Origin of the sequence: Roseovarius sp. (genome assembly GCF_965277045.1) — a bacterium.
Classification (GTDB): domain Bacteria; phylum Pseudomonadota; class Alphaproteobacteria; order Rhodobacterales; family Rhodobacteraceae; genus Roseovarius.
This window is the reverse complement of sequence record NZ_OZ255712.1, coordinates 2,526,509-2,549,036: the sequence shown is the minus strand read 5'-3', so window position 1 is coordinate 2,549,036 and position 22,528 is coordinate 2,526,509. Positions and strand designations below refer to the sequence as shown.

Below are 22,528 nucleotides of genomic sequence, written 5' to 3'. Positions count from 1 at the left end.
GGGACGCCCGACTGTCGGTGGATAACCTTAGTACCCAGCAATCCCGATCGGGAGAGCTCGGGAGGAGAGAGAAACATGCTTAGGAAAAAGACCAACGGGGTTGCGCGACGCCCCCAGCGGACAAGTATCCTGTCTGAGGTCGGGGGAAGGACCATCGACCGCCGCGCGTTCCTGCGCGGTTCCGGCCTGGCCATCGGTGGCCTTGCCGCGATTGGCGCAACGGGGGGCAGTGTCACCCGGGCCAACGCACAATCGTCCGCAGCAGCGGCGGTTGAGACAGTCAAATCGGTTTGCACGCACTGCTCGGTCGGCTGCACGGTCGTGGCCGAGGTGAGTGACGGCGTCTGGGTGGGCCAGGAGCCCGGCTGGGACAGCCCGTTCAACCTGGGCGCCCACTGCGCCAAGGGTGCATCGGTGCGCGAGCACGCCCATGGCGAACGCCGCCTGAAATACCCGATGAAAAAAGAGGGTGGCGAGTGGAAGCGCATCAGCTGGGAGCAGGCGATCAACGAGATCGGCGACGGCATGATGAATATCCGGGAAGAAAGCGGCCCGGACAGCGTCTACTGGCTGGGCTCGGCCAAGCATAACAACGAACAGGCCTACCTGTTCCGCAAGTTCGCCGCCTACTGGGGCACGAACAACGTGGACCACCAGGCCCGTATCTGTCACTCGACCACGGTTGCAGGTGTTGCCAACACCTGGGGCTATGGCGCGATGACCAACAGCTACAACGACATCCACAATTCCCAGGCGATCTTCATCATCGGCGGCAACCCGGCGGAAGCACACCCCGTCAGCCTGCTGCACGTGCTGAAGGCCAAGGAACAGAACAACGCACCGCTGATCGTGTGCGACCCGCGCTTTACGCGCACGGCCGCCCACGCGGACGAGTATGTCCGGTTCCGTCCGGGCACGGACGTGGCGCTGGTCTGGGGTATCCTGTGGCACATCTTCGAGAACGGCTGGGAGGACAAGGAGTTCATCCGCACCCGTGTCTGGGGGATGGATCAGATCAAGGACGAAGTGGCCAAGTGGACGCCCGAGGAAGTGGAACGTGTGACCGGCACACCCGGCAGCCAGCTTGAGCGGGTTGCACGGACGCTGGCCAATAACCGTCCGGGCACCGTGATCTGGTGCATGGGTGGTACGCAGCACACCAACGGCAACAACAACACCCGTGCCTACTGCATCCTGCAGCTGGCCCTTGGCAACATGGGCACGTCGGGTGGCGGCACCAACATCTTCCGTGGGCACGACAACGTGCAGGGCGCGACCGACCTTGGTGTTCTGAGCCATACGCTGCCGGGCTATTACGGTCTGTCGAATGGCGCATGGGGCCACTGGGCCCGTGTGTGGGGTGAAGATCCCGAGTGGCTGGCCGGACGTTTCGTCACCACCAAGACCAAGGACGGCAAGGACACCAGCCTGCAGAACCTGTCGGGCATCCCCGTCAGCCGCTGGATCGACGGCGTTCTGGAAGACCCCGAGAACATGGACAACCCCAACAAGGTGCGTGCCATGGTTCTGTGGGGCCACGCGCCGAACAGCCAGACCCGGATGACGGAAATGAAGACGGCGATGGAGCAGCTGGACATGCTGGTCGTGGTCGACCCGTATCCGACCGTTTCGGCCGTGCTGCATGACCGGACCGATGGCGTTTACCTGCTGCCGGCCTGTACGCAGTTCGAGACCCGCGGGTCGGTCACCGCGTCGAACCGGTCTCTGCAATGGCGGGACAAGGTTGTCGAACCGCTGTTCGAGTCGAAGTCGGATCACGAGATCATCGGTCTTTTCGCCAAGAAGTTCGGCTATCACGACCGGATGTTCCGCAACATCGCGCTGGAGGATGACGGCGTGACGCCGAACATCGAGGACACGCTGCGCGAGATCAACCGCGGCATGTGGACGATCGGCTACACGGGTCAAAGCCCGGAACGGCTGAAGATGCACATGGAGAACCAGCACACGTTCGACCGCACCACGCTGAAGGCGGTGGGCGGTCCGGCGGACGGCGACTATTACGGTCTGCCGTGGCCAAGCTGGGGCACACCGGAGATGAAGCATCCCGGGACGCCGAACCTCTATGACATGTCGAAGTCGGTGGCCGAGGGTGGCCTGACGTTCCGCGCCCGTTTCGGTGTGGAGTACGAGGGCGACAACCTGCTGGCCGAGGGCGTCTACAGCGTCGGCTCGGAAATCCAGGACGGGTATCCCGAGTTCACCTACCAGATGCTTGTCGACCTGGGTTGGGACAGTGACCTGACCGACGAAGAGAAGCGCGTGATGGGCCGGGTCGCGGGCATCGAGGGTATCGACGAGGATGCCTCGGTCGGCAACCAGGACGACGGTGAGGAAGCGCAAAACGCTACCGAAGGAGGCCAGACCGAGGAGGTGCAGGACACCGCCGAGGCCCAGAACCTGGCGCAGCCGAATGGCGAGCAGGGATCTTCCGAGGAAGTCGGGGAACAGGCGATGTCGCCCTTCCCGTCGGATTTCAACGAGCAGGTTTCGGCCGTCAACTGGAAGACCGACCTTTCGGGCGGTATTCAGCGGGTCGCGATCAAGCACGGCTGTGCACCCTTTGGCAACGCCAAGGCCCGTGCGGTGGTGTGGACCTTCCCCGACCCGGTGCCGCTGCACCGCGAGCCGCTCTACACGTCGCGGCGCGATCTGGTCGCGGACTATCCGACCTACGAGGACCGGCACGCGTACCGCCTGCCGACGCTTTATGCCTCGATCCAGAAGAACGACTTTTCGAAGGATTTCCCGATAATCCTGACATCCGGTCGTCTGGTCGAGTACGAAGGCGGCGGCGACGAGACGCGGTCGAACCCTTGGCTGGCCGAGCTGCAGCAGGACATGTTCGTGGAAATCAACCCGCGTGACGCCAACAACCTTGGTGTGCGGGATGGCGAGCAGGTCTGGGTCGAAGGGCCCGAAGGCGGCAAGGTCAAGGTCATGGCCGTGGTGACCAACCGGGTGGGCGAAGGCGTGGCCTTCATGCCGTTCCACTTCGGCGGTCACTTCCAGGGTGAGGACCAGCGGAGCAAGTATCCCGATGGCGCCGACCCCTATGTCCTGGGTGAATCGACCAACACCGCCCAGACATATGGCTACGACTCGGTAACCCAGATGCAGGAGACGAAGGCGACTCTCTGCAAGATCTCAGCAGCATAAGGAGAAGATGGAATGGCTAGAGCTAAATTCCTGTGTGACGCCGAACGCTGCATCGAGTGCAACGCCTGCGTGACCGCGTGTAAGAACGAGCATGAGGTGCCGTGGGGCATCAACCGTCGCCGCGTGGTGACCATCGAGGATGGCAACCCCGGCGAACGCTCGATCTCGGTGGCCTGCATGCATTGTTCCGATGCGCCGTGCATGGCGGTCTGTCCGGTAGACTGTTTCTACCAGAGCGAGGAAGGCGTCGTCCTGCACTCCAAGGACCTGTGTATCGGTTGCGGTTATTGCTTCTACGCGTGCCCGTTCGGCGCCCCGCAATTCCCGCAGGCGGGCAACTTCGGATCCCGTGGCAAGATGGACAAGTGTACCTTCTGCGCCGGCGGCCCCGAAGAGAACAACAGCCAGGCCGAGTTCAACAAGTACGGGCGCAACCGGATCGCGGAAGGCAAGTTGCCGATCTGCGCCGAGATGTGTTCGACCAAGGCGCTGCTGGCCGGCGACGGGGACGTGGTCGCGAATATCTATCGCGAGCGTGTCGTCTCCCGTGGCTTCGGCTCGGGCGCTTGGGGCTGGGGCACGGCCTATGACCAGAAGGGCGGCTGATCGCCTTTCGACGTCACCCTGAGACCAAACGAAAGAGGCGGGCGCGTCCCGCCTCTTTCATCCCGTCCCGGCAGACGGGGCGCCGAGAGTATCTTGAGAAACGCACTTTCGACCACGTGACGGCACGCCGCAAAGTCCGTTTCCCAGAATATTCCAATTGCACCGCGACAAGGTGAGGCCCGCGAAGCCGGGCAGGGTAGAAAGGAAAAGACATGCACAGGCTGTTTCTGATTTGTCTTCTGAGCTTGACGATGCTGGCCGCGCCGGGCGTGCAGGCACAGGAAGCGACCGAAGGCGCGACCGAGGCCCCGCAGGCGGACCGTTCGGCCACGGGCGGCGCGCAGACGCTAGAGGATATCCTGGCCCGGCAGCGCGGCGAGGAGGTGCCGGACCGTGCGCGTGCGGGCGAAGACCCCGATAGCGCAGGCGCCATGGTGGGACAGCTTGGAGCACTGGGCGGGTCATCGGATGCCGACGTCTGGAGCGCGCTGCGCTATGGCACCGCCGACGTGACCGTGTCTTCGGGCGGTGCGCCGGCGCGGGTCCTGATCCAGGACAACGGCATGTGGTGGCTGAATTTTCGGCAGGGGCCGCTGATCAAGTATGGCGGCTGGCTGCTCTTGGGCACGATCGCGTTCTTGGCGCTGTTCTTCCTGATCCGGGGCCGCATCCGCATCGACGGGGAAAAGACGGGCCGCACCGTGACCCGCTTCAAGTTCATCGAGCGGTTCGCGCATTGGCTGATGGCCGGGTCTTTCGTTCTGCTGGGTCTCACCGGGCTGCTGGTCCTGATGGGGCGCAAGTTCATCATCCCGACCTTTGGGCACGAAGCGTTCGCGACGGCGGCCGTGGCCTCGAAATGGATCCACAACAACGTCAGCTGGGCCTTCATGCTGGGCCTGATCCTGGCGTTCATCTTCTGGGTGGCGCACAACATTCCGAACAAGACCGACCTGAAATGGATCGCCGTGGGCGGTGGCCTGTTCAAGAAAGGCGTGCACCCGCCGGCCAAGAAGTTCAACGCGGGACAGAAGATGATCTTCTGGTCGGTGATGATCCTGGGCGCGTCGATCTCGGCCTCTGGCCTGTCGCTTCTGTTCCCGTTCGAGTTGCCGATGTTCGCCAAGACATTTGTCATCCTGAACGACATGGGGGTGCCGCAACTGCTGGGCTTCGGCGCGCTGCCGGAACAGTTGGCGCCGCATGAAGAGATGCAATACGCGCAACTGTGGCACGCCATTGTCAGCTTCGTTCTGATGGCCATCGTGATCGCGCATATCTACATCGGCTCGGTCGGGATGGAAGGCGCCTATGACGCGATGGGGTCGGGCCAGGTCGAGGAACAGTGGGCGCGCGAGCACCACAGCCTGTGGCTGGACGAGGTGAAAAAGCGCGAGGGCGAGCCGAAACCGGCCAACACCGCGACGACGCCCGCCGAATAGATGCGTGCCCTGCTGCTGGTATGCGCGGGCCTGCTGGCCGCCGGTGCGCCGGTGGCCGCGCAGGAATTCACCACGCTGAAAGGTCATGGCGGGCCGGTCATGGGGATCGACGTGAACCCGGAAACGGGCCAGGTCGCCACGGCCAGCTTCGACAATTCCGTCGGGCTGTGGGAGGGCCGCGAGCCGCGCTGGCTGGAAGGACATGACGCGGCAGTCATCACCGTCCGGTTCCTGAACGGGCAGACGGCGGCGTCGGGCAGTGACGATTTCGACGTGATCCTGTGGTCCCTGCCGGACGGCACACCGACACGGCTGGAAGGCCACCAGGGCAAGGTCGCGGAAATCGCGTTATCGCCGGATGGCGCGACGCTGGCGACGGCCAGCTGGGACGGCTCGATTGGCCTCTGGCCCCGCGACGGCGGCGCGGCACGGTTCCTCAAGGCGCACAACGCGTCGGTCAGCGATGTGGCGTTCAGTTCGGATGGCGCGCGGCTTTATTCCGCCTCCGCCGACGGGACGATCCGCATGTGGCAGGTGGCGGAGCCGGACGGCGCGCCGCGTGTCGTGGTGAACGCGGGGTTCGGCGTGAACCGCCTGATCCTCGACCCGGACGACCAGTGGCTTGCCTATGGCGCGGTGGATGGCGTGACGCGGGTGGTGGACCCTATGTCGGGCGAGACGATCCGGGATTTCTCGCTGGACCGGCGGCCGATCCTGTCGATGGCCTATCACGCGGCCAGCGGGCAGTTGGCGGTGGGCGACGGGCACGGGTTCATCATGATGATCGACACCGAAACCTGGCAGATCGTCAAGGATTTCCGCGCCATGCGGCAGGGGCCGGTCTGGGCGCTGGAGTTCTCGCCGGATGGCACGATGATCTATGCCGGCGGGATCGAGGACGTGGCATTCGGTTGGCCCGTGGCGGATCTGGATGCGTTCGATCCGGCGGGCAGCGACCAGCGCACATTCCTGCGCGACCCCGAGGCGATGCCCAACGGCGAGCGGCAGTTCATGCGCAAATGTTCGATCTGTCACGCGCTGACGCCGCCGCCGTCCCGCAAGGCGGGCCCATCCTTGCACGGGCTTTTCGGGCGCAAGGCGGGGGTAGTGCCGGGCTATCCCTATTCGGAAATCCTGGACGGGTCCGATATCGTCTGGACCGAAGAGACCATAGATGCGCTTTTCGATATCGGTCCGGACCACTATATTCCGGGCTCGAAGATGCCGATGCAGCGCATCACCGCCGGGCAGGACCGGCAGGATCTGATCGACTACCTGCGCGAGGCCACGGAGCCTTGAGGCGCGCTTTGAAAGGGAGAACCGAGACATGAAAGCCATGCTTTCCGCGTTTGCCGCCACGGCCATCATCGCCGTTGTCGCGTGGTACGGGCTGCACGAGGTGGGCTTTTCCGCCGGCGAGCGCAATTCCGGGGAGTCGGTGCGGCTGGGGGACAGCTGAGGCATGACAAGACCCGCCGCCGCGCCCTTGCCCGGTACTCCGGCCGAAAAGGGCCGGTACGACTATGGCGAGCACCTGCAATTCGCCTCGGTGCTGGTCATCGACGACGAGCCGGGGATGCGCAACTTCCTGATCAAGATCCTGGAGCCGCGCGTGAAGCGGGTCGAGCAGGCGCGCTCGGCCGAGCAGGCGGCCGAGATTCTCGATCTCGCGCATTTCGACCTGGTGATCCTGGACAACGTGATGCCGGGCAAGACCGGGCTGGACTGGCTGGCCGATCAGCGGCGCGTCGGGCTTTTCGCAGACACGATCATGATCACGGCCTATGCCGACCTGGACACCGCCATCCGTGCGCTGCGCACGGGGGTGGCGGATTTCGTGCTGAAGCCGTTTCGCGCCAACCAGATCCTGAACGCGGTGGCCCGCGCGCTGGACCGCAAGTATCTGCGGCGCGAGAATTTTCTGCTGAAACATGAACTGAGTGAAGGCGGGCAGGCGGCGCGGGGGCGTTTGCTGGGAAACTCGCCGGCCATCCAGAAGGTGCGTGACGTGCTGGCGAAACTGGCGACGACGCCGACTTCGGTGTTGTTCACCGGGGCCAGCGGCACCGGCAAGGAGATCGCCGCGCGCACGTTGCACGGCATGTCCGACCGCGCCGAGAAACCTTTCGTCGCGGTGAACTGTGCCGCCGTCTCGCCTGATCACATCGCCGAAGAATTGTTCGGCCTCGTGGAAGGGGGCGACCGTACACGGGACGGCCTGTTCCTGCACGCGGACGGCGGCACGCTGTTCCTCGACGAGGTGGCGCAATTGCCCGAACAGGTGCAGGCGGGCCTGTTACGGGTGCTGGAAGACCGCAAGATCCGGCCCCTGGGAGCAGAGCGCGAGATCCCGCTGAACCTGCGGTTCTTCTTTGCCACCAATGCCGATCTTCGGGCCGAGGTGGCGGCGGGACGCTTCCGCGCCGACCTGTATCACCGGATCAACGTGGTGAACGTGGAAATGCCGCCCCTGGCCGACCGAAGCGAGGATATCGTCGAGCTTGCGGCGCTGTTCATGAGCGAATTTTCCCGCGCGCTGGCCTTGCCTGCGCTTGACCTCAACGAGGAAGTGCTGCTGAAGCTGAGCCGTTATGACTGGCCCGGCAACGTGCGCGAGTTGCGCAACCTGATCGAACGCTCGGTGATCCTGGGCCAGCTGCCGGACGAATTCGAGGGGCAGGGCGCCGTGACCGGGCAGGAGGCGATCGAAACCCTGGAACTGGTGGAGCAGCGCCACATCATGAGCGTGTTGGACGCCTGCGACGGCAACCGGGCCGAGGCCGCGCGGCGCCTTGGCGTCAGTCGAAAGACCGTCGACCGCAAATGCGCGGCCTGGGGCCTCTGAACGACCCGGTGCCGTGTTCAGGCGGCGGAGAGCTGGTCACTGTTCTCGGGTAGCCAGACCGTGAACTCCGCCCCGCCTTCTGCCCGGTTGCGCACGGTGATGATGCCACCGGCCTGCCGGATCAGGGTCTGGCTGACCGAAAGACCCAGCCCGGTGCCTTCACCGGGCTTGGTCGTGTAGAATGGGTCGAACACCGTATTGAGCCTTTCGCGGGCGATGCCGGGGCCGGTGTCGGCGACAACCAGCGCGGTGCCGGTCTGCCCGTCGCGCTCGGCGGGGTGCACCGAGATCGAAAGTTCGCCCGCGCTGTTCATCGCTTGGACCGCGTTGACGACAAGATTGATGATCACCTGCTGCAACTCTCCGGGATTGATTTGGACTGCCGGAGTTTCCGGCGCGCGGTCGGTCGTCACCGTCACCTCGGCGCGGGTGATCACGTGGTCCACCAGTACCAAGCAGTCGTCAAGGACGGTGGCAACGTCGACATGCTCTGAAAAGGCATTGAACTCGCTGGGGCGCGCAAATTGCAGCAGCTTGCCGACGATGGCGTTAATGCGGCCGATCTGCCGGTCGATCAGGTTGAGTTCGGTCATCAGTGGGGTGGCGGCCTCGCCCAGGGTTTCGCGGATCACGTCAAGATTGCCCTGGATGACCGCGACAGGGTTGTTGATTTCATGGGCCACTCCGGCGGTGATTTCACCGATCGAGGCCAGTTTCTCGCTCATCACCAGCTGTTGGTAGGTGCTTTCCAGCTTCGCGTTGGCTTGGCGCAGTTCCGAGGTCCGATCCTCGACGCGGGTGTTCAGCTCGTCCGCCCATGAGCGCAGGGCACGGTCGCGGGCCTGGACCTGGTCCAGCAACTCGTCCAGATGCGCCGCCACCTGGCCGATTTCGTCGCGGTTGTCGACGGCGCCGATGCGGGCGTCCAACTGGCCGTTCTCGACCTGCTTGATCGTGTCGTTCATGCGTTCCAACGGAGAAAAGATTCCGCCCGCCATCCGGAGAAAAAGCGGTATGGTCAGCAGCAGAATGCCGCCGAATGCCGTAAAGACAAGGATGTAGGCGCTGCGTTTGGCGGCCACGAAGGGCGCTTCGAGGAACCCGACATAGAGCATTCCGACGCGGGTGCCGAAACTGTCGGTCAGCGGCAGGTAGCCCGAGATGTACCAGTCGTTGACGACGAAGGCCCGGTCGAGCCAGGTGCGCCCTTCGCCCAGCACGCGATTGCGCACGACGGCCGAGACGCGTGTGCCCAGCGCCCGCTCGCCCTCGAACAGCCGGACATTGGTGGAAACGCGCACGTCTTCAAGAAACAGCGTCGCGGTGCCTTGCCTGTCGGCCTTGGCGCCGCTTTCGGCCTGGTAGACCAGCGCATTGATCGTGTCGATGAAATCCAGATTGCGGTTGAGCAGGATGCCCCCGACCAGGACCCCCGCGCGCCCGGGGGCGGGGACATCTGTGGCCGTATGCACGACCATGCCGCGATCTTCGATCATCCGGTCGGTCGGGACTGCTGCCTCGGTTTCGATGAGCGGCAGGCGGGCGCGGTCCTCGAGCGTGGGATCTATGGCGAAAAGATCGGTGCTGGAAAAGATGTCGATCTCGGTTGCGCTGTCGCCGCGCGTGGCCGCGGCGATTACCGGCCAGTCCCGCGCGGCCTCGTCCGCCTCGGACATCGGCAGGAAATAGAGGAAATCCAGGCCAAGCGCCTTACGCTCGGTGTCGAGAAAGCTTTGCATCTGGTCCTCGGAGCGGCTGGTGGCGTCGCGAAACCTTGTGGAGCGCGCCAGCGCGGCGACGCTGCCGCCGGTGGTGGTGAGGATCTGGTCCAGGTATTGTTCGGCGATCCGCAGGTCGCTTTCGACGTTGGCGATCAACAGGTTGTCGTAGTTCGCGGCCCAGCGGCTGACCGCCAGCCACAGCAGCAGCGGCAGCAGAACCACCAGCGGCAGCAATGCCAGGATCAGCAGGCGTAGACGAACCGAAATCATCGCGAGGCAGGGCCTTTCCCTTTGCGGGAGAAGCTTAGGCGATGGCGCGCAAGGCGTCCATTCCGGCGGCACCGCCGCGCAGGGGGAGGTTGCGTAATGTTTCCCCTAGCAACCCCAGTACCGTTAACCTAAGTTTCCCGGGAGTGTTGATAGGCCAAACGCGGGAGATGGTACGGCATGGCGCGCCTTTTCATGCTGTTGTTGGTAACGCTTGCGATTGTTGCGTTGGCCGCGGTGGCGATGGCGGCGATGGCACGCGCCGCGCGAGACGCAGGGTCCGTCGGGCGGGACATCGCCATAACGACAAGGGGAACGAACGTGCAGAAAATCGCCTATGCGGCCTTGTTCATATTGATGATGGGCGTCACCAGCGGCCTGATCGGGGGATTGTGACCGGCATGGCACGCAAGTTTGGCGGAAAATACAGCCCGGATGGCGGCGCCGAGAGGGTAACCGGCTCTGGCGATACCTCCTCCTACCGCGGCGCCACGGTGGAGCCTGCGGGCGCGCGCGCCAACCTGATGTTTCTACCCGCGGTTCTGGTGCTGTTCACGTCGATCACCTCGGGTGCGACCGGCCTGGCGCTGGGCGTGGCATCTGCTGGGATCCTTGCCCTGTCCGCCTGGTTGCTGCGCGACGGGCTGAAGGCGGAGGCCGCGTACAACACGCGAAAGGTAGCGCGGAGTCCGGGCATTCCGCGCAAGCTCTTTTCGTCGGTTCTGGCGGGGCTGGGGATCGCCGTGGCGGCCTACAAGGTCGAGCCGGGGCTCGTGGCGCCGGTGATCTTCGGTGCGGTGACCACGGGGCTTCACGTCTTTTCCTTCGGGTTGGACCCGATGCGCGACAAGGGCATCGAAGGTATCGACAAGATGCAGACTGATCGCGTCGCCCGTGTCGTCGACCAGGCCGAAACCTATCTGCGGGCCATGTCGGATGCCATAACGCGGGCCGGCGACCGCAAGGCCGAGGCCAGGCTGGAGCGGTTCCAGGCAAGCGTGCGCAACATGCTGCGTACGGTGGAAAACGACCCGCGCGACCTGACGGCGACAAGGAAATACCTTGGCGTCTACCTGATGGGGGCGAGGGACGCGACGGTGAAGTTCGCCGATATCTACGCGCGGTCGCGGGATGAGAAGGCGCGCGCGGATTACCTGGATCTGCTGGGCGACCTGGAGACGAATTTCGAGGCGAAGACCAAGACCCTGCTGGCCGACGACAATAGCGACTTGGAAGTCGAGATCGAAGTCCTGCGCGATCGCCTGGCGCGCGAGGGCATCCGTTTAGGCAACACCCGAGAATTTGAGGAAGGACATTGACGATGTCAGAAGACGTACGCACGAAAGCCGAAGCCGCTTTGGCCGAGGTGGAAGAGGTGAACCGCGTGGTCCTGCCCGAGCCGAAAGAGGCCGGAGCGGTGGTGCCGCTGGCAGACGCCGAGCCGGCCCTCGGCAACGAGATCCGGCAGCGGATGAACGAGATCGACATGAGCGACACGAATTCGATCGTCTCGTTCGGCTCGGCCGCGCAGGCGGAACTGCAGGAGATTTCTCAATCCATGCTGCAGGGCGTGCGTAACAAGGATGTGGGCCCGGCCGGCGACAGCCTGCGCGGTATCGTGACGACCATTCGCGGCTTTTCGGTCAGCGAACTGGACGTGCGGCGCGAACGGTCCTGGTGGGAGAAGCTGATCGGCCGGGCCGCGCCCTTTGCCAAGTTCACCGCGCGTTTTGAGGATGTGCAGGGCCAGATCGACAAGATCACCGATGACCTGCTGAAGCATGAACATGTGCTGCTGAAGGACATCAAGTCGCTGGACCTGCTTTATGAGAAGACTCTGCAGTTTTATGACGAACTGGCGCTTTACATCGCGGCCGGCGAGGAAAAGCTGAAAGAACTCGACGAAAAGGACATCCCGGCCAAGGAAGCCGAGGTCGACGCCGCGCCGGAGGATGACCAGGTGATGAAGGCGCAGGAACTGCGCGACCTGCGCGCCGCGCGCGACGACCTGGAACGCCGGGTGCACGACCTGAAGCTGACGCGGCAGGTGACGATGCAGTCGCTGCCGTCGATCCGGCTGGTGCAGGAGAATGACAAGAGCCTTGTGACCAAGATCAACAGCACCCTGGTCAACACCGTGCCGCTGTGGGAAACGCAATTGGCGCAGGCAGTCACCATCCAGCGCAGCGCCGAGGCCGCGGCGGCCGTTCACGAGGCCAACGACCTGACGAACGAGCTGTTGACCGCGAACGCCAAGAACCTGCGCGATGCCAACAAGACGATCCGCGAAGAGATGGAGCGCGGCGTCTTCGACATCGAGGCGGTCAAGCAGGCCAACGCGAACCTGATCGGCACGATCGAGGAAAGCCTGCAGATCGCCGACGAGGGCAAGGCGCGCCGCGCCAAGGCCGAGGAAGACCTGCAAAGCATGGAAAAGGAGCTGCGCGATACGCTGGCCGCCGCCAAGTCGCGCCGTGACAGTGTCGGTGAGAACGCCGGCGGTTCCGTTCCGGGGTGAGTGAGTAGAAACGTGCGTTACCTCCGACCGTTCAAATTCGGCGCGGCGATGCTGGCCGGTGCGTTCGCGCTGGTCGGCTGCGACGCGGTCGAGCCCGAGACGCCGCCCACCAAGCCGCAGGCGCGCCCGAACGCGATGGTGCGTGCGCCGCTGCCGGACGGCCCTTCCGAGGCCAGCCAGAACCTCGCTCGGTATTACACGCGGGTGGAAAACGACCTTGTGGCCCAGGGCCTGATGCGGCGCGACGGCGGCGGCGTGGACACGCCTTTCACCGATACCGACCTTCTGCGCAATTTCATCCGGATCGGTTTTTTCGAGGAGTATCAGCGCGACAAGGGCCTGCTGCCGTCTGAAAGCGGCCCCGTGGCAATCAAGAAATGGACCGGGCCCGTGCGCATCGGCGTCGAGTTCGGGCGCAACGTGCCGGACGCGATCAAGTCGACCGAACGCGCGCGGGTGGCGGCCTATGCCAATCGCCTGGCGCGGATCACCGGACACCCGATCTCGGTCAGCGACGCCTCGCCCAATTTCGTCGTGATGTTCATGAGCAACGAGGATGCCGCGCAATCGCGCGCGCGGGCGCTGGAAGTGATCCCTGCGATCGCCAAGTCCAACCTGGCGATCGTCACGAACCTGCCGCGTTCGACCCAGTGTTTCGTGATCTCGGCAGGCATCCGGAGCGAAAACGACCTGGGCGTGGCCCTGGCCTATATCCGGACGGAATTGACCGACCTGCAACGGCTGGCCTGCATCCACGAGGAAATCGCCCAAGGTCTGGGCCTGACCAATGACAGCCCTCGGGCGCGGCCGTCGATCTTCAACGATGACGAGGAGTTCGCGCTGCTGACCACCCATGACGAGATGCTGCTGGAGGCGCTGTACAATCCCGCGCTGACTCCCGGCATGGGACTGGAAGAGGCGCGCCCGATCCTGCGGCGGCTGTTCGAGCGGGGTGCGTCGTGAAGCGCGTTCGGGAGGACAGCCCATGAAGCTCCTGCCGCGTCTCTTGTTGATTCTCGGCCTGTCTCAGGCCGCCGGAGCAGCGGGCGCGGAGGAAGGTGCGTTGCCCTATCTCGCCGATCTCAGCGAAAGGCAGGGCCAATGGGCTGATCATGGCGTCATCGAGTTTCCATCAGGCAAGGTCTTCTTCGGTGATCCGACCTATGGTGACGACGCGCACATCAGGGACCCGCGCGCTGCACCGGCCTCGACCGCGCGGCTGTGGACCTACAGCTATGATTTCATCTGGCAGGGCGACGGGTCCACGGGGACCCAGAATGGCATTCTGTGGATTGAATTTTCGGGCAAAACCCCGGTGCGCAAGGGCGAGCGGGTCGGCTTTGGCGCGGATGCTGCGGTGATCGGATTTGGGGATCTGAACGGCGGCAAGGCGCTGGTGACGCTTGGCGAGCGCTGGCGGAACGCCGGCAAGGGTGACAGTTTCGATTTCCTGCAGCCGTTCCTTCTGGATGGGCCGTACATGTTCACAAGGAAGGTAGAGATACCCCAAAGCGATGCGGCAATCTATCTTGTCACCACCGGAACCGATGGTGGCTTTGACGCTGTCTGGCTTTATGATGCCAGCGGAGACGTGAGCGGTATCCTTGTCGATATCGCGGGTCGCGAGAGCGACGGCAAGTTCATCGACACCCTGATCCCGGGGTGACACGTGCAACACACAGGACAAAGACATGGGCATTTTCGATTTTCTTTCAGGTGAATTCATCGACGTCATCCACTGGGTGGACGACACGCGCGATACGATGGTCTGGCGGTTTGAACGGCACGGGCACGAGATCAAGTACGGCGCCAAGCTGACCGTGCGCGAGGGGCAGGCGGCGGTGTTCGTGCACGAGGGGCAGCTGGCGGACGTGTTCACGCCCGGGCTTTACATGCTCGAGACCAACAACATGCCGATCATGACGACGCTTCAGCACTGGGACCACGGGTTCAAGAGCCCGTTCAAGTCCGAAATCTATTTCATCAACACGACGCGGTTCACGGACCTGAAATGGGGCACGAAGAATCCGATCATGCTGCGCGATCCCGAATTCGGGCCGACGCGCATCCGGGCGTTCGGCACCTACAGCACCCGGGTGACGGATCCGGCGAAGTTCCTGACCGAGATCGTCGGCACCGATGGCGAGTTCACGATGGACGAGATCAGCTATCAGATCCGCAACATCATCGTGCAAAGCTTCAGCCGGATCATCGCGGGCAGCGGCATTCCGGTGCTGGACATGGCGGCCAACACCGCCGATCTGGGCAAGCTGGTGGCCGCCGAGATTTCCGCCGTGGTGGCCGAGTACGGCCTGACGATCCCGGAATTCTATATTGAAAACATCTCGCTGCCGCCCGCCGTCGAGGAGGCGCTGGACAAGCGCACGTCGATGGGGCTGGCGGGCGATCTTGGCAAGTTCACGCAATACTCGGCCGCCGAGGCGATGACGGCGGCGGCCAAGAACCCCGGCGGAGCCGGGGGTGGCATGGGCGCCGGGATCGGTGCTGGGCTGGGCATGGCAATGGCAGGCCAGATGGCCGGGCAGGGCGGGCCTTGGGGCCAACCTGCGCATCAGCCGTCACCGGCTGCCGCGCCCGCGCCGCCCCCGCCCCCGGTCGAGCATGTCTGGCACATCGCCGAGAACGGCCAGACCCACGGACCCTACTCCAAGGCCGCGCTGGGCCGGATGGCAAGCGACGGCAAGCTGACGCGGGACAGCCATGTTTGGACCGCGGGGCAGGACGGCTGGCTGAAAGCCGGTGACGTGCAGGAACTGGCGCAGCTTTTCACCATCCTGCCGCCGCCACCGCCCGGGGCGTGAGGGCGTTCAAGGCACGGCGGCTGATAACGCAGGTCCTGCATTGGACAACCGGCGTGCTGCTCTACCTGCTCTTGTCGGTCGATGACCGGATTTTCGGTGTTTTGGGTTGGGCCTTCGTGGTTTCGGGCGGGGCGCTATGCCTCCTGTGGCTTTGCCTCGGCCTGCTGAACAAGGGGCCGGGGCCTGCGCTGGACGGCGTCTTGCGCAAGGCGCATCCGTGGCTTAGTCGGGGCATGTATCTGCTGCTGGGCTGGGCCGTTGTGGCATTGGCCGCCGGAGCGGTGGCGCGGCCCTTGCCGGGACCGGAGCCGCGAACGGCTTTGCTGGTGCTGGGGGCCGCGGCGCTGTTTCATGCGATATTCCATCTTTGGCGCCACACGGCCTTGCGGGACGGCGCGCTGCGCCGCATCATCCCGGCCAAATTGCACAAGTACCTCTAGGCCCATGCTCGATTCCCCGACCGTCAAACAAGAACACCGTTTTCCCTGCGACCAGTGCGGCGCCGATTTCCGGTTTGATCCCCAGGCGGGCAAGCTGATCTGTGACCATTGCGGCAACGAGGCCGAAATGGAGCAGGCGGGCCCCTGGGCCGCGCCCTTGAAGGAACTGGATTTCGGCGCGGCGGTGAAGGGCACATTGGACGCGTCGGAGATCGAGGAGACCCGCGTCGTGACCTGCCCCAACTGCGCCGCGCAAGTGGAATTCGACGCGACGGTGCACGCCAGAGAGTGCCCGTTCTGCGCCACGCCGGTGGTGACGGATACCGGCACTCACCGGCATCTCAAGCCGCGCGGGGTCTTGCCGTTCAAGGTGGACGAACCCGCCGCGCGGGGCGCGATGACCGACTGGCTGGGCCGGCTTTGGTTCGCGCCCAACGGGTTGCAGGACTATGCCCGCAAAGGGCGCAGGATGCAGGGCATCTACGTGCCCTACTGGACCTATGACGCCGACACCAAGTCCAGCTACACTGGCGAGCGCGGCACGGTTTACTATGAGACCAAGACGGTGATGCGCGACGGCAAGCGTGAGCAGGTGCAGGTGGCCAAGGTCCGCTGGACGCCGGTGCGGGGCCGGGTGGCGCGGTTCTTCGACGATGTGCTGGTGCTGGCCTCGAAAACCCTTCCCAAACGCTACACCGACGCGCTGGAGCCGTGGGAGCTGGGCGAGTTGCAGCCCTACAGCCCGGAGTTCCTGGCCGGGTTTCGGGCCGAGGGGTACCAGGTGACGCTGGAAGACGGGTTCGTGCAGGCGCGCCAGATCATGGATGGCCGGATCGCGCGGGATGTGCGGTTCGACATCGGGGGCGACCGGCAGCGCATTCATTCCATCGACACGGCGGTCAGCGACGTGACCTTCAAGCATATCCTGCTGCCGGTGTGGCTGGCGGCCTACAAGTACCGCGGCGAGACTTACCGCTTCGTCGTCAATGGCCGAACCGGCAAGGTGCAGGGCGAACGGCCCTATTCCGCGATCAAGATCGCGATTGCCGTGGTGATCGGGGTGATTGTCGCGGCGGCCGTGGGCTATGGCGTGGCGATGAGCCAATGAGCGCGGATGGCGAGGCTCTGAAGCGTCTGATGCAGGCGCGCTATTCCTGCCGCGCCTTTCGGCCCGAGCCGGTGGAGGACGCGGTGATCGAGCGCATCGTGGACACGGCGCGGCACACGGCAAGCTGGAACAACACCCAGCCTTGGGAAGTGCTGGTGACGCGAGGCGCAGAAACGGAAAGCTTCCGGCAGGCCTTGTTGACCGAGGTGCAGAGGGGCAAGCCGGGGCCGGACATGGACTGGCCCGAAAGCTATCCCGGGGAACTGGGCGAGCGACGGCGGACCTGTGGCTATGCGCTCTACAATGCGGTCGGCATCGCACGAGAGGACCGCGAGGCGCGGGCGCGGCAGTCGATGCGGAACTTCGAGCTGTTCGACGCGCCGCATGTGGCCATCCTGCATTTCCCGCGGGTTCTGGGGCCCTATGGCGCGCTGGATGCCGGCGGGTTCCTGACGGCCTTCATGCTGGCGGCGACGGCCGAAGGACTGGGCACGATCGCGCAGGCGGCGGTCGCGGCCTATCCGCACGTGATCCGGCGGCAGTTCGGGCTGCCCGAGGTCCACGCGATCCTCTGTGCAATTTCTTTCGGCTACGCCGATGAAACGCACCCCGTGAACCAGTACCGCACCGAGCGCGAAGACGTCGGTGCGATCCTGTCCTTCAAGGGCTGAGGCCGGACCTTCAGGCGGCGTCGGCCTTGGGCTTGGCGTCGGCCCATTCCCACGGGCGGGTAAATTCGCCCAGGCATTGCGAAATCGCGGCCTCGTCCGCTTCTCCGGTTTTTGACAGGCGGGCCACAAGGCCGCGCTTCTTGTCGTCGATCACCTCGGTCACCTCGGCATTGAGGCCAGCCTCGGCCAGCGCGGCGTTGTAGACGCGCGTGATCGCCCGCTTGCGCAGATCGGGCTTGAACACCTTGCCGACGGCGGTTTTGGGCAGCTCGTCCAGCACCTCGATATATTTTGGGATGGCGGCGCGTTCGTGGACATGCACCTTGCAATGCTCCAGCAGCGCGGCGCTGTCCACCGAGCCGCCGTCGACGAGTTCGACGTAGGCACAAGGAAGCTCGCCGGAATGCGCATCGGGCTGGCCGATAGCACCGGCGCCAGCGACCTCGGCATGCGCCATCAGTGCCTCTTCGATATCGGCGGGGTCGATGTTGTGGCCACCACGGATGATCAGGTCCTTGGCGCGACCGGTGATCCAGAGGTATCCGTCGCCGTCGATCCGGCCCAGATCGCCGGTGCGCAGAAAGACCTCGTGATGATAGAGGTCCTTGTTCTTGACGGCCTCGGTATAGGTGTTGCCGGCAAAGACGCCGGGATTGGCGATGCAGATCTCGCCCACCTCGTCGGGGCCGCATTCGGAGCCGTCGGTCTTGTAGATCTTGACGTCGGTGTAGGGCAGGGGAACGCCGACGCTGCCGACTTTCTTCTCGCCGGTGGGCGGATTGCAGGAAACAAGGCAGGTCGCCTCGGTCAGGCCGTAGCCTTCGATCACGGTCATGCCCGTGGCGGATTCGAACCGCTTGAACAACTCCAGCGGCATGGGGGCCGAGCCGGAAAAGGCGTTCTTCACCTTGGAGATATCGGCGTTCACCTTGCGCTGCATCAGCGCGGCGGTGGCGGTAGGCACAGTGATGACGAATGTCGTGCCCCAGCGTTCCAGCAGCTTCCAGAAATTGTCGAACACGCCGTCTCCGCGATAGCCGGCAGGCGTGGGGAAGACCACATGCGCGCCGGACTTGATCATCGCCATCAGGATCACGTGGCAGGCGAAGACGTGGAACAAGGGAAGCGGGCACATGATGCTGTCATGCTCGTCAAACAGCAGGCGGTGACCCAGCCAGCCGTTATAGACCATGCCGGAATACTTGTGCTGGGCAACCTTGGGCATCCCGGTGGTGCCGCCGGTGTGGAAATAGGCGGCGACGCGGTCGGTCGCGCTGTCCTCGAAGGACAGGGTCTTGGGCTGCTTGCGCGCCTCGGCGTTGAAATTCTTGACGTCGGCGTGGTGGTTGTCGGGATTCTTGGGGCGAATGAGCGGGACGATCCAGCTTTTGGGCGGCGTCAGGTAGCTGACAAGGTCGACCTCGAGCACCGTATGCACGTGCGGCGCGTTGCGCACGGCCTCGGCCATTTTCTGGGCCACGTCGGTTTTCGGAAAGGACCGGAGGGTCACCACCACGCGGGCGTCGGTTTCGCGCAGGATGGCGCCGATCTGTTCGGGCTCCAGCAAAGGATTGATCGGGTTGGCGATGCCCGCGACCATGGCGCCGATCGTGGCGATGGCGGTTTCCAGGCAGTTGGGCATGACCAGGGCGATAACGTCTGTCTCGGAGATCTTCAGGCTGCGAAAGAGGTTGGCGGCCTGGCAGACACGCCCGTGAAACTCGGACCAGGTCAGCGTCTGCGCCTTGTCCGTGGGGTCTGACAGAAGCTGGTAACTGACGGCCGGACGGTCCGGGAAGGCCGCGGCGGTGTCGGCCAGCATTTGGTAGACCGTTTTCGGTACATCGCGCGCCTCCCACGGCATTTCTTGCTGGATAGCGATCACGTCCTGGCGTGTGGAAAATGTCATGGTGTCTCCTCCCGCGGCGCGTCTCGATGCGCCCTTTTCTCCCGTCCCGGCAGCATGATCACGAATTGCGGGCCACGCAAGTTTTACGCTGCGTTTTGTCGGAGGTCACGCGCCGGCGAATACGTCTCTTGACTCTTTCAGTCAGAAAATTCATCAATAGCCTACAAATTCACTCGGAAAAAGAAAGGCTGTTTCTTGATGGCTCATCTGACCTCTCGTTCCCTTGTTGCCGCCCTGGCCCTGACCGGCGTTGCCATGCCCGCGGTCGCGCAAGAGGTGAACGTGTATTCCTCGCGTCACTACGACACCGACGACTCGCTCTACGAAGCATTCACCGAGGAAACCGGCATCACCGTGAACAGGATCGAGGCCGATGCCGACGAGCTGATCGCGCGGCTGGAAGCGGAAGGCGAGAACAGCCCCGCCGACGTGCTGATCACCGTGGACGCGGGCCGCATGGCCCGGGCCGAGGAGCTGGACCTCCTGGCGCCCTACGAGTCGCAGACCATCGAGGACCGCATTCCGGATCACCTCGAGCATCCCGACAACCTGTGGTACGGGATCGCACAGCGTGCGCGGATCATCTTTTACGACAAGGAAAAGTTGGAAAACCCGCCGCAGACCTACGAAGAGCTGGCCGATCCCGCGTGGGAAGGCAAAATCTGCATCCGGTCGTCCTCGAACATCTACAACCAGTCGCTGATGGCTTCGATCATCGAGACCCATGGCGAGGAAGCGGCCAAGGAATGGGCGCAGGGAATCGTCAATAACATGGCGCGTGACCCGCAAGGCGGCGACACCGACCAGCTGCGCGGCATCGTGTCGGGCGAGTGCGAAGTGGCGGTGGGCAACCACTATTACTTCGTGCGCGGGTTTGAATCCGACGTCGAGGGCCTGAGCGACGATATAGAGAAAATCGGCTGGGTCTGGCCGAACCAGGACGACCGTGGCACCCACGTGAACCTGTCGACGGCGGCGATGCTGAAGACCGCTCCGAACCCGGAAAACGCCATGAAGCTGATGGAGTTCTTCACCAGCGACACGGCCCAGACCAACCTTGCGACGGGCAACCACGAATACCCCGCCGTCGAGGACGCGCCGGGCACGGCGACCACCGAGCGGCTGGGCGAGTTCAAGCCCGACGAGACCACGCCCACCGCGGCGTTCAGCCGGAATGCTGCCAAGGCACAAGAGCTGTTCAATGCGGTCGGCTGGGACTGAGACAACTTTCGAGCAGGCATGGAACGCGGCGTCCCCATTGGGGGCGCCGTTTTTCGTTTGAATGTACATCCACTGAGTTTTCGAAGTGTGCTCGGTTAGAAGCCGCGCGTCAGCCTTTTGCGTGGCTGCCTCGCCCGGGGCTGAGCCGGGCGAGGCGCCGCGGTCAGCTGACGTCCTTGTAGCTGACTTCTTTTTCGTTCTCACCGAGCTTTGCACGGCGGGTCAACAGGCGGTTGAGCGCATTGATATAGGCCTTGGCGCTGGCGACCACGGTGTCGGTGTCTGCCGACTGGCCGGTGGCGATGTTGCCGCCTTCTTCCAGCCGGACAGAGACCGTGGCCTGCGCGTCGGTGCCCTCGGTCACGGCGTGCACCTGGTAAAGCGACAGGTGCGCGTCGTTGGGGTGCAACTGGCGCACGGCCTTGAACGTCGCGTCGACGGGCCCGTCGCCTTGCTCGGTCGCGGACTTCTCAACCCCGTCGATGGACATGACCATCTCGGCCTCGGCCTGTCCGCCCGTGCCGCAGACCACGCGCAGGGATTTCAGAACAAGGCGGTCATTTTCGGCGTCCTCGCCGGCGGTGACCAGCGCGATCAGGTCCTCGTCGAACACTTCCTTCTTGCGGTCGGCCAGTTCCTTGAACCGCACGAACACATCGCTCAGCTGGTTCTCGGCCAGCTCGATCCCGAGGTTTTTCAGCTTCGACCGCAACGCGGCACGGCCCGAATGCTTGCCCATGACGATGTTGGTTTCCGTCAGGCCCACATCCTCGGGGCGCATGATCTCGAACGTCTCGGCGTTCTTCAGCATCCCGTCCTGATGGATGCCGGATTCATGGGCGAAGGCGTTCTTGCCGACGATGGCCTTGTTCGGTTGCACCTGAAAGCCCGAGACGGTCGCGACGCGTCGCGACAGGTGCATGATTTTCGTAGAGTCGATCCGCGTGTGATAGGGCAGGATGTCGTTGCGGACCTTCATGGCCATCACGACCTCTTCCAGCGCGGTGTTGCCGGCGCGTTCGCCCAAACCGTTGATCGTGCACTCGATTTGCCGCGCGCCGCCTTCGACGGCGGCCAGCGAGTTGGCCGTGGCCATGCCGAGATCGTTGTGGCAGTGGGTGGCGAAAACCACCTCGTCGGCGCCGGGCACCTCGGCTATCAGGCGGCGAATCAGGTCGGCGCTTTCGACCGGCGCGGTGTAACCGACGGTATCGGGAATGTTGATCGTGGTGGCGCCGGCTTTGATGGCGATCTCGACAACGCGGGCGAGGTAATCCCACTCGGTGCGCGTGGCATCCATCGGGGACCATTGCACGTTGTCGCAAAGGTTGCGCGCGTGCGTGACGGTCTCGTGGATGCGCTCGGCCATTTCTTCCTTGGTCAGGTTCGGGATGGCGCGGTGCAGGGGGGAGGTGCCGATGAAGGTGTGGATACGGGGCTGGCTGGCGTGCTTCACCGCATCCCAGCAGCGGTCGATATCCTTGAGGTTGGCGCGTGCCAACCCGCAGATCACGCTGTTCTTCGCATTCTTGGCGATCTCCGAGACGGCTCTGAAGTCGCCCTCGGACGCGATGGGAAACCCAGCCTCGATGATGTCGACGCCCATTTCGTCCAGCAGGCCGGCGATTTCCAGCTTTTCGGCGTGTGTCATGGTGGCGCCGGGCGATTGTTCGCCGTCGCGCAGGGTGGTGTCGAAGATCACCACGCGGTTTTGTTCGGAATCGGTCATGTCATGTCTCGTGTTTTGGTCCTAAGCCTGTGGCGCGAAAGGCTACTCC

The 22,528-nt window shown here is 64.1% G+C and carries 19 protein-coding genes; 16 read left to right on the top strand and 3 right to left on the bottom strand.

All coding sequences use genetic code 11. From position 1 onward, the window contains the following. Positions 1-75: 75 nt before the first annotated feature. The 6 genes from ACQY4V_RS12715 (at position 76) to ACQY4V_RS12690 (ending at position 8,073) form a co-directional block, all read left to right on the top strand. Positions 76-3,180 (top strand): molybdopterin-dependent oxidoreductase, encoded by a 3,105-nt coding sequence (locus ACQY4V_RS12715; protein WP_428512233.1) that lies wholly within the window; start codon positions 76-78, stop codon positions 3,178-3,180. A 12-nt stretch (positions 3,181-3,192) separates the two neighbouring features. Continuing rightward, the gene (gene fdh3B / locus ACQY4V_RS12710; RefSeq protein ID WP_103762212.1) at positions 3,193-3,786 is read left to right on the top strand and encodes a formate dehydrogenase FDH3 subunit beta; all 594 of its coding nucleotides are present in this window, start codon (positions 3,193-3,195) and stop codon (positions 3,784-3,786) included. 212 nt (positions 3,787-3,998) lie between these two features. Next, a complete protein-coding gene (locus ACQY4V_RS12705; RefSeq protein ID WP_428512231.1) occupies positions 3,999-5,228 on the top strand; it encodes a formate dehydrogenase subunit gamma in 1,230 nt (409 codons plus the stop codon). After that, positions 5,229-6,527, top strand: coding sequence for a c-type cytochrome (locus ACQY4V_RS12700; protein WP_428512229.1), 1,299 nt, complete (start codon positions 5,229-5,231; stop codon positions 6,525-6,527). Between the two features lie 28 nt (positions 6,528-6,555). Next, on the top strand, positions 6,556-6,687 hold the full coding sequence (locus ACQY4V_RS12695) for a hypothetical protein (protein WP_428512227.1): 132 nt from the start codon (positions 6,556-6,558) through the stop codon (positions 6,685-6,687). 3 nt (positions 6,688-6,690) lie between these two features. Beyond that, a complete protein-coding gene (locus tag ACQY4V_RS12690; RefSeq protein WP_428512225.1) occupies positions 6,691-8,073 on the top strand; it encodes a sigma-54-dependent transcriptional regulator in 1,383 nt (460 codons plus the stop codon). Between the two features lie 17 nt (positions 8,074-8,090). Here ACQY4V_RS12690 and ACQY4V_RS12685 read toward each other — a convergent pair whose 3' ends face one another. After that, a complete protein-coding gene (locus tag ACQY4V_RS12685; protein ID WP_428512222.1) occupies positions 8,091-10,064 on the bottom strand; it encodes a sensor histidine kinase in 1,974 nt (657 codons plus the stop codon). 177 nt (positions 10,065-10,241) lie between these two features. On the opposite strand from ACQY4V_RS12685, the gene ACQY4V_RS12680 reads away from it, so the two are divergent. From ACQY4V_RS12680 to ACQY4V_RS12640, 9 genes are read left to right on the top strand one after another with little or no spacing between them, the layout of a single operon-like run. Beyond that, positions 10,242-10,457 carry a hypothetical protein gene (locus ACQY4V_RS12680; RefSeq protein ID WP_152493470.1) on the top strand — a complete coding sequence of 72 codons (216 nt, stop codon included), beginning with the start codon at positions 10,242-10,244 and terminating at the stop codon, positions 10,455-10,457. Between the two features lie 5 nt (positions 10,458-10,462). Further along, a complete protein-coding gene (locus ACQY4V_RS12675) occupies positions 10,463-11,380 on the top strand; it encodes a 5-bromo-4-chloroindolyl phosphate hydrolysis family protein (RefSeq protein WP_428512220.1) in 918 nt (305 codons plus the stop codon). Between the two features lie 2 nt (positions 11,381-11,382). Next, the gene (locus ACQY4V_RS12670; protein WP_428512218.1) at positions 11,383-12,579 is read left to right on the top strand and encodes a toxic anion resistance protein; all 1,197 of its coding nucleotides are present in this window, start codon (positions 11,383-11,385) and stop codon (positions 12,577-12,579) included. 12 nt (positions 12,580-12,591) lie between these two features. After that, positions 12,592-13,542, top strand: coding sequence for a DUF2927 domain-containing protein (locus ACQY4V_RS12665; RefSeq protein ID WP_428512216.1), 951 nt, complete (start codon positions 12,592-12,594; stop codon positions 13,540-13,542). A 22-nt stretch (positions 13,543-13,564) separates the two neighbouring features. Next, a complete protein-coding gene (locus ACQY4V_RS12660) occupies positions 13,565-14,245 on the top strand; it encodes a hypothetical protein (RefSeq protein WP_428512214.1) in 681 nt (226 codons plus the stop codon). A gap of 25 nt (positions 14,246-14,270) precedes the next feature. Continuing rightward, the gene (locus ACQY4V_RS12655; RefSeq protein WP_428512212.1) at positions 14,271-15,401 is read left to right on the top strand and encodes an SPFH domain-containing protein; all 1,131 of its coding nucleotides are present in this window, start codon (positions 14,271-14,273) and stop codon (positions 15,399-15,401) included. Further along, positions 15,398-15,841 carry a hypothetical protein gene (locus tag ACQY4V_RS12650; RefSeq protein ID WP_428512210.1) on the top strand — a complete coding sequence of 148 codons (444 nt, stop codon included), beginning with the start codon at positions 15,398-15,400 and terminating at the stop codon, positions 15,839-15,841. Before ACQY4V_RS12655 ends, ACQY4V_RS12650 begins: the two co-directional genes overlap by 4 nt. A gap of 4 nt (positions 15,842-15,845) precedes the next feature. Further along, positions 15,846-16,949: a TFIIB-type zinc finger domain-containing protein gene (locus ACQY4V_RS12645; RefSeq protein WP_428512208.1), complete on the top strand. Its 1,104-nt coding sequence runs from the start codon at positions 15,846-15,848 to the stop codon at positions 16,947-16,949. Next, positions 16,946-17,620 carry a nitroreductase gene (locus tag ACQY4V_RS12640; RefSeq protein ID WP_428512206.1) on the top strand — a complete coding sequence of 225 codons (675 nt, stop codon included), beginning with the start codon at positions 16,946-16,948 and terminating at the stop codon, positions 17,618-17,620. Before ACQY4V_RS12645 ends, ACQY4V_RS12640 begins: the two co-directional genes overlap by 4 nt. Before the next feature lie 10 nt (positions 17,621-17,630). Here the strand turns inward: ACQY4V_RS12640 and ACQY4V_RS12635 are convergent, their stop codons facing one another. Continuing rightward, entirely contained in the window at positions 17,631-19,529 is a 1,899-nt protein-coding gene (locus tag ACQY4V_RS12635; protein WP_428512204.1) for an acyl-CoA synthetase, read from the bottom strand. A 198-nt stretch (positions 19,530-19,727) separates the two neighbouring features. Between ACQY4V_RS12635 and ACQY4V_RS12630 the strand changes: the two genes are divergently transcribed. Continuing rightward, positions 19,728-20,750, top strand: a complete 1,023-nt coding sequence (locus tag ACQY4V_RS12630) for a Fe(3+) ABC transporter substrate-binding protein (protein ID WP_428512202.1) — start codon at positions 19,728-19,730, stop codon at positions 20,748-20,750. 163 nt (positions 20,751-20,913) lie between these two features. Here ACQY4V_RS12630 and ACQY4V_RS12625 read toward each other — a convergent pair whose 3' ends face one another. Next, positions 20,914-22,479, bottom strand: coding sequence for a 2-isopropylmalate synthase (locus ACQY4V_RS12625; protein WP_428512200.1), 1,566 nt, complete (start codon positions 22,477-22,479; stop codon positions 20,914-20,916). Positions 22,480-22,528: the final 49 nt, after the last annotated feature.

Bases quoted from the DNA above. Each gene is read 5' to 3' on its own strand.
- ACQY4V_RS12715 (WP_428512233.1), top strand. From the start codon at position 76: ATGCTTAGGAAAAAGACCAACGGGGTTGCGCGACGCCCCCAGCGGACA.
- fdh3B (WP_103762212.1), top strand. From the start codon at position 3,193: ATGGCTAGAGCTAAATTCCTGTGTGACGCCGAACGCTGCATCGAGTGC.
- ACQY4V_RS12705 (WP_428512231.1), top strand. From the start codon at position 3,999: ATGCACAGGCTGTTTCTGATTTGTCTTCTGAGCTTGACGATGCTGGCC.
- ACQY4V_RS12700 (WP_428512229.1), top strand. From the start codon at position 5,229: ATGCGTGCCCTGCTGCTGGTATGCGCGGGCCTGCTGGCCGCCGGTGCG.
- ACQY4V_RS12695 (WP_428512227.1), top strand. From the start codon at position 6,556: ATGAAAGCCATGCTTTCCGCGTTTGCCGCCACGGCCATCATCGCCGTT.
- ACQY4V_RS12690 (WP_428512225.1), top strand. From the start codon at position 6,691: ATGACAAGACCCGCCGCCGCGCCCTTGCCCGGTACTCCGGCCGAAAAG.
- ACQY4V_RS12685 (WP_428512222.1), bottom strand. From the start codon at position 10,064: ATGATTTCGGTTCGTCTACGCCTGCTGATCCTGGCATTGCTGCCGCTG.
- ACQY4V_RS12680 (WP_152493470.1), top strand. From the start codon at position 10,242: ATGGCGCGCCTTTTCATGCTGTTGTTGGTAACGCTTGCGATTGTTGCG.
- ACQY4V_RS12675 (WP_428512220.1), top strand. From the start codon at position 10,463: ATGGCACGCAAGTTTGGCGGAAAATACAGCCCGGATGGCGGCGCCGAG.
- ACQY4V_RS12670 (WP_428512218.1), top strand. From the start codon at position 11,383: ATGTCAGAAGACGTACGCACGAAAGCCGAAGCCGCTTTGGCCGAGGTG.
- ACQY4V_RS12660 (WP_428512214.1), top strand. From the start codon at position 13,565: ATGAAGCTCCTGCCGCGTCTCTTGTTGATTCTCGGCCTGTCTCAGGCC.
- ACQY4V_RS12655 (WP_428512212.1), top strand. From the start codon at position 14,271: ATGGGCATTTTCGATTTTCTTTCAGGTGAATTCATCGACGTCATCCAC.
- ACQY4V_RS12645 (WP_428512208.1), top strand. From the start codon at position 15,846: ATGCTCGATTCCCCGACCGTCAAACAAGAACACCGTTTTCCCTGCGAC.
- ACQY4V_RS12640 (WP_428512206.1), top strand. From the start codon at position 16,946: ATGAGCGCGGATGGCGAGGCTCTGAAGCGTCTGATGCAGGCGCGCTAT.
- ACQY4V_RS12635 (WP_428512204.1), bottom strand. From the start codon at position 19,529: ATGACATTTTCCACACGCCAGGACGTGATCGCTATCCAGCAAGAAATG.
- ACQY4V_RS12630 (WP_428512202.1), top strand. From the start codon at position 19,728: ATGGCTCATCTGACCTCTCGTTCCCTTGTTGCCGCCCTGGCCCTGACC.
- ACQY4V_RS12625 (WP_428512200.1), bottom strand. From the start codon at position 22,479: ATGACCGATTCCGAACAAAACCGCGTGGTGATCTTCGACACCACCCTG.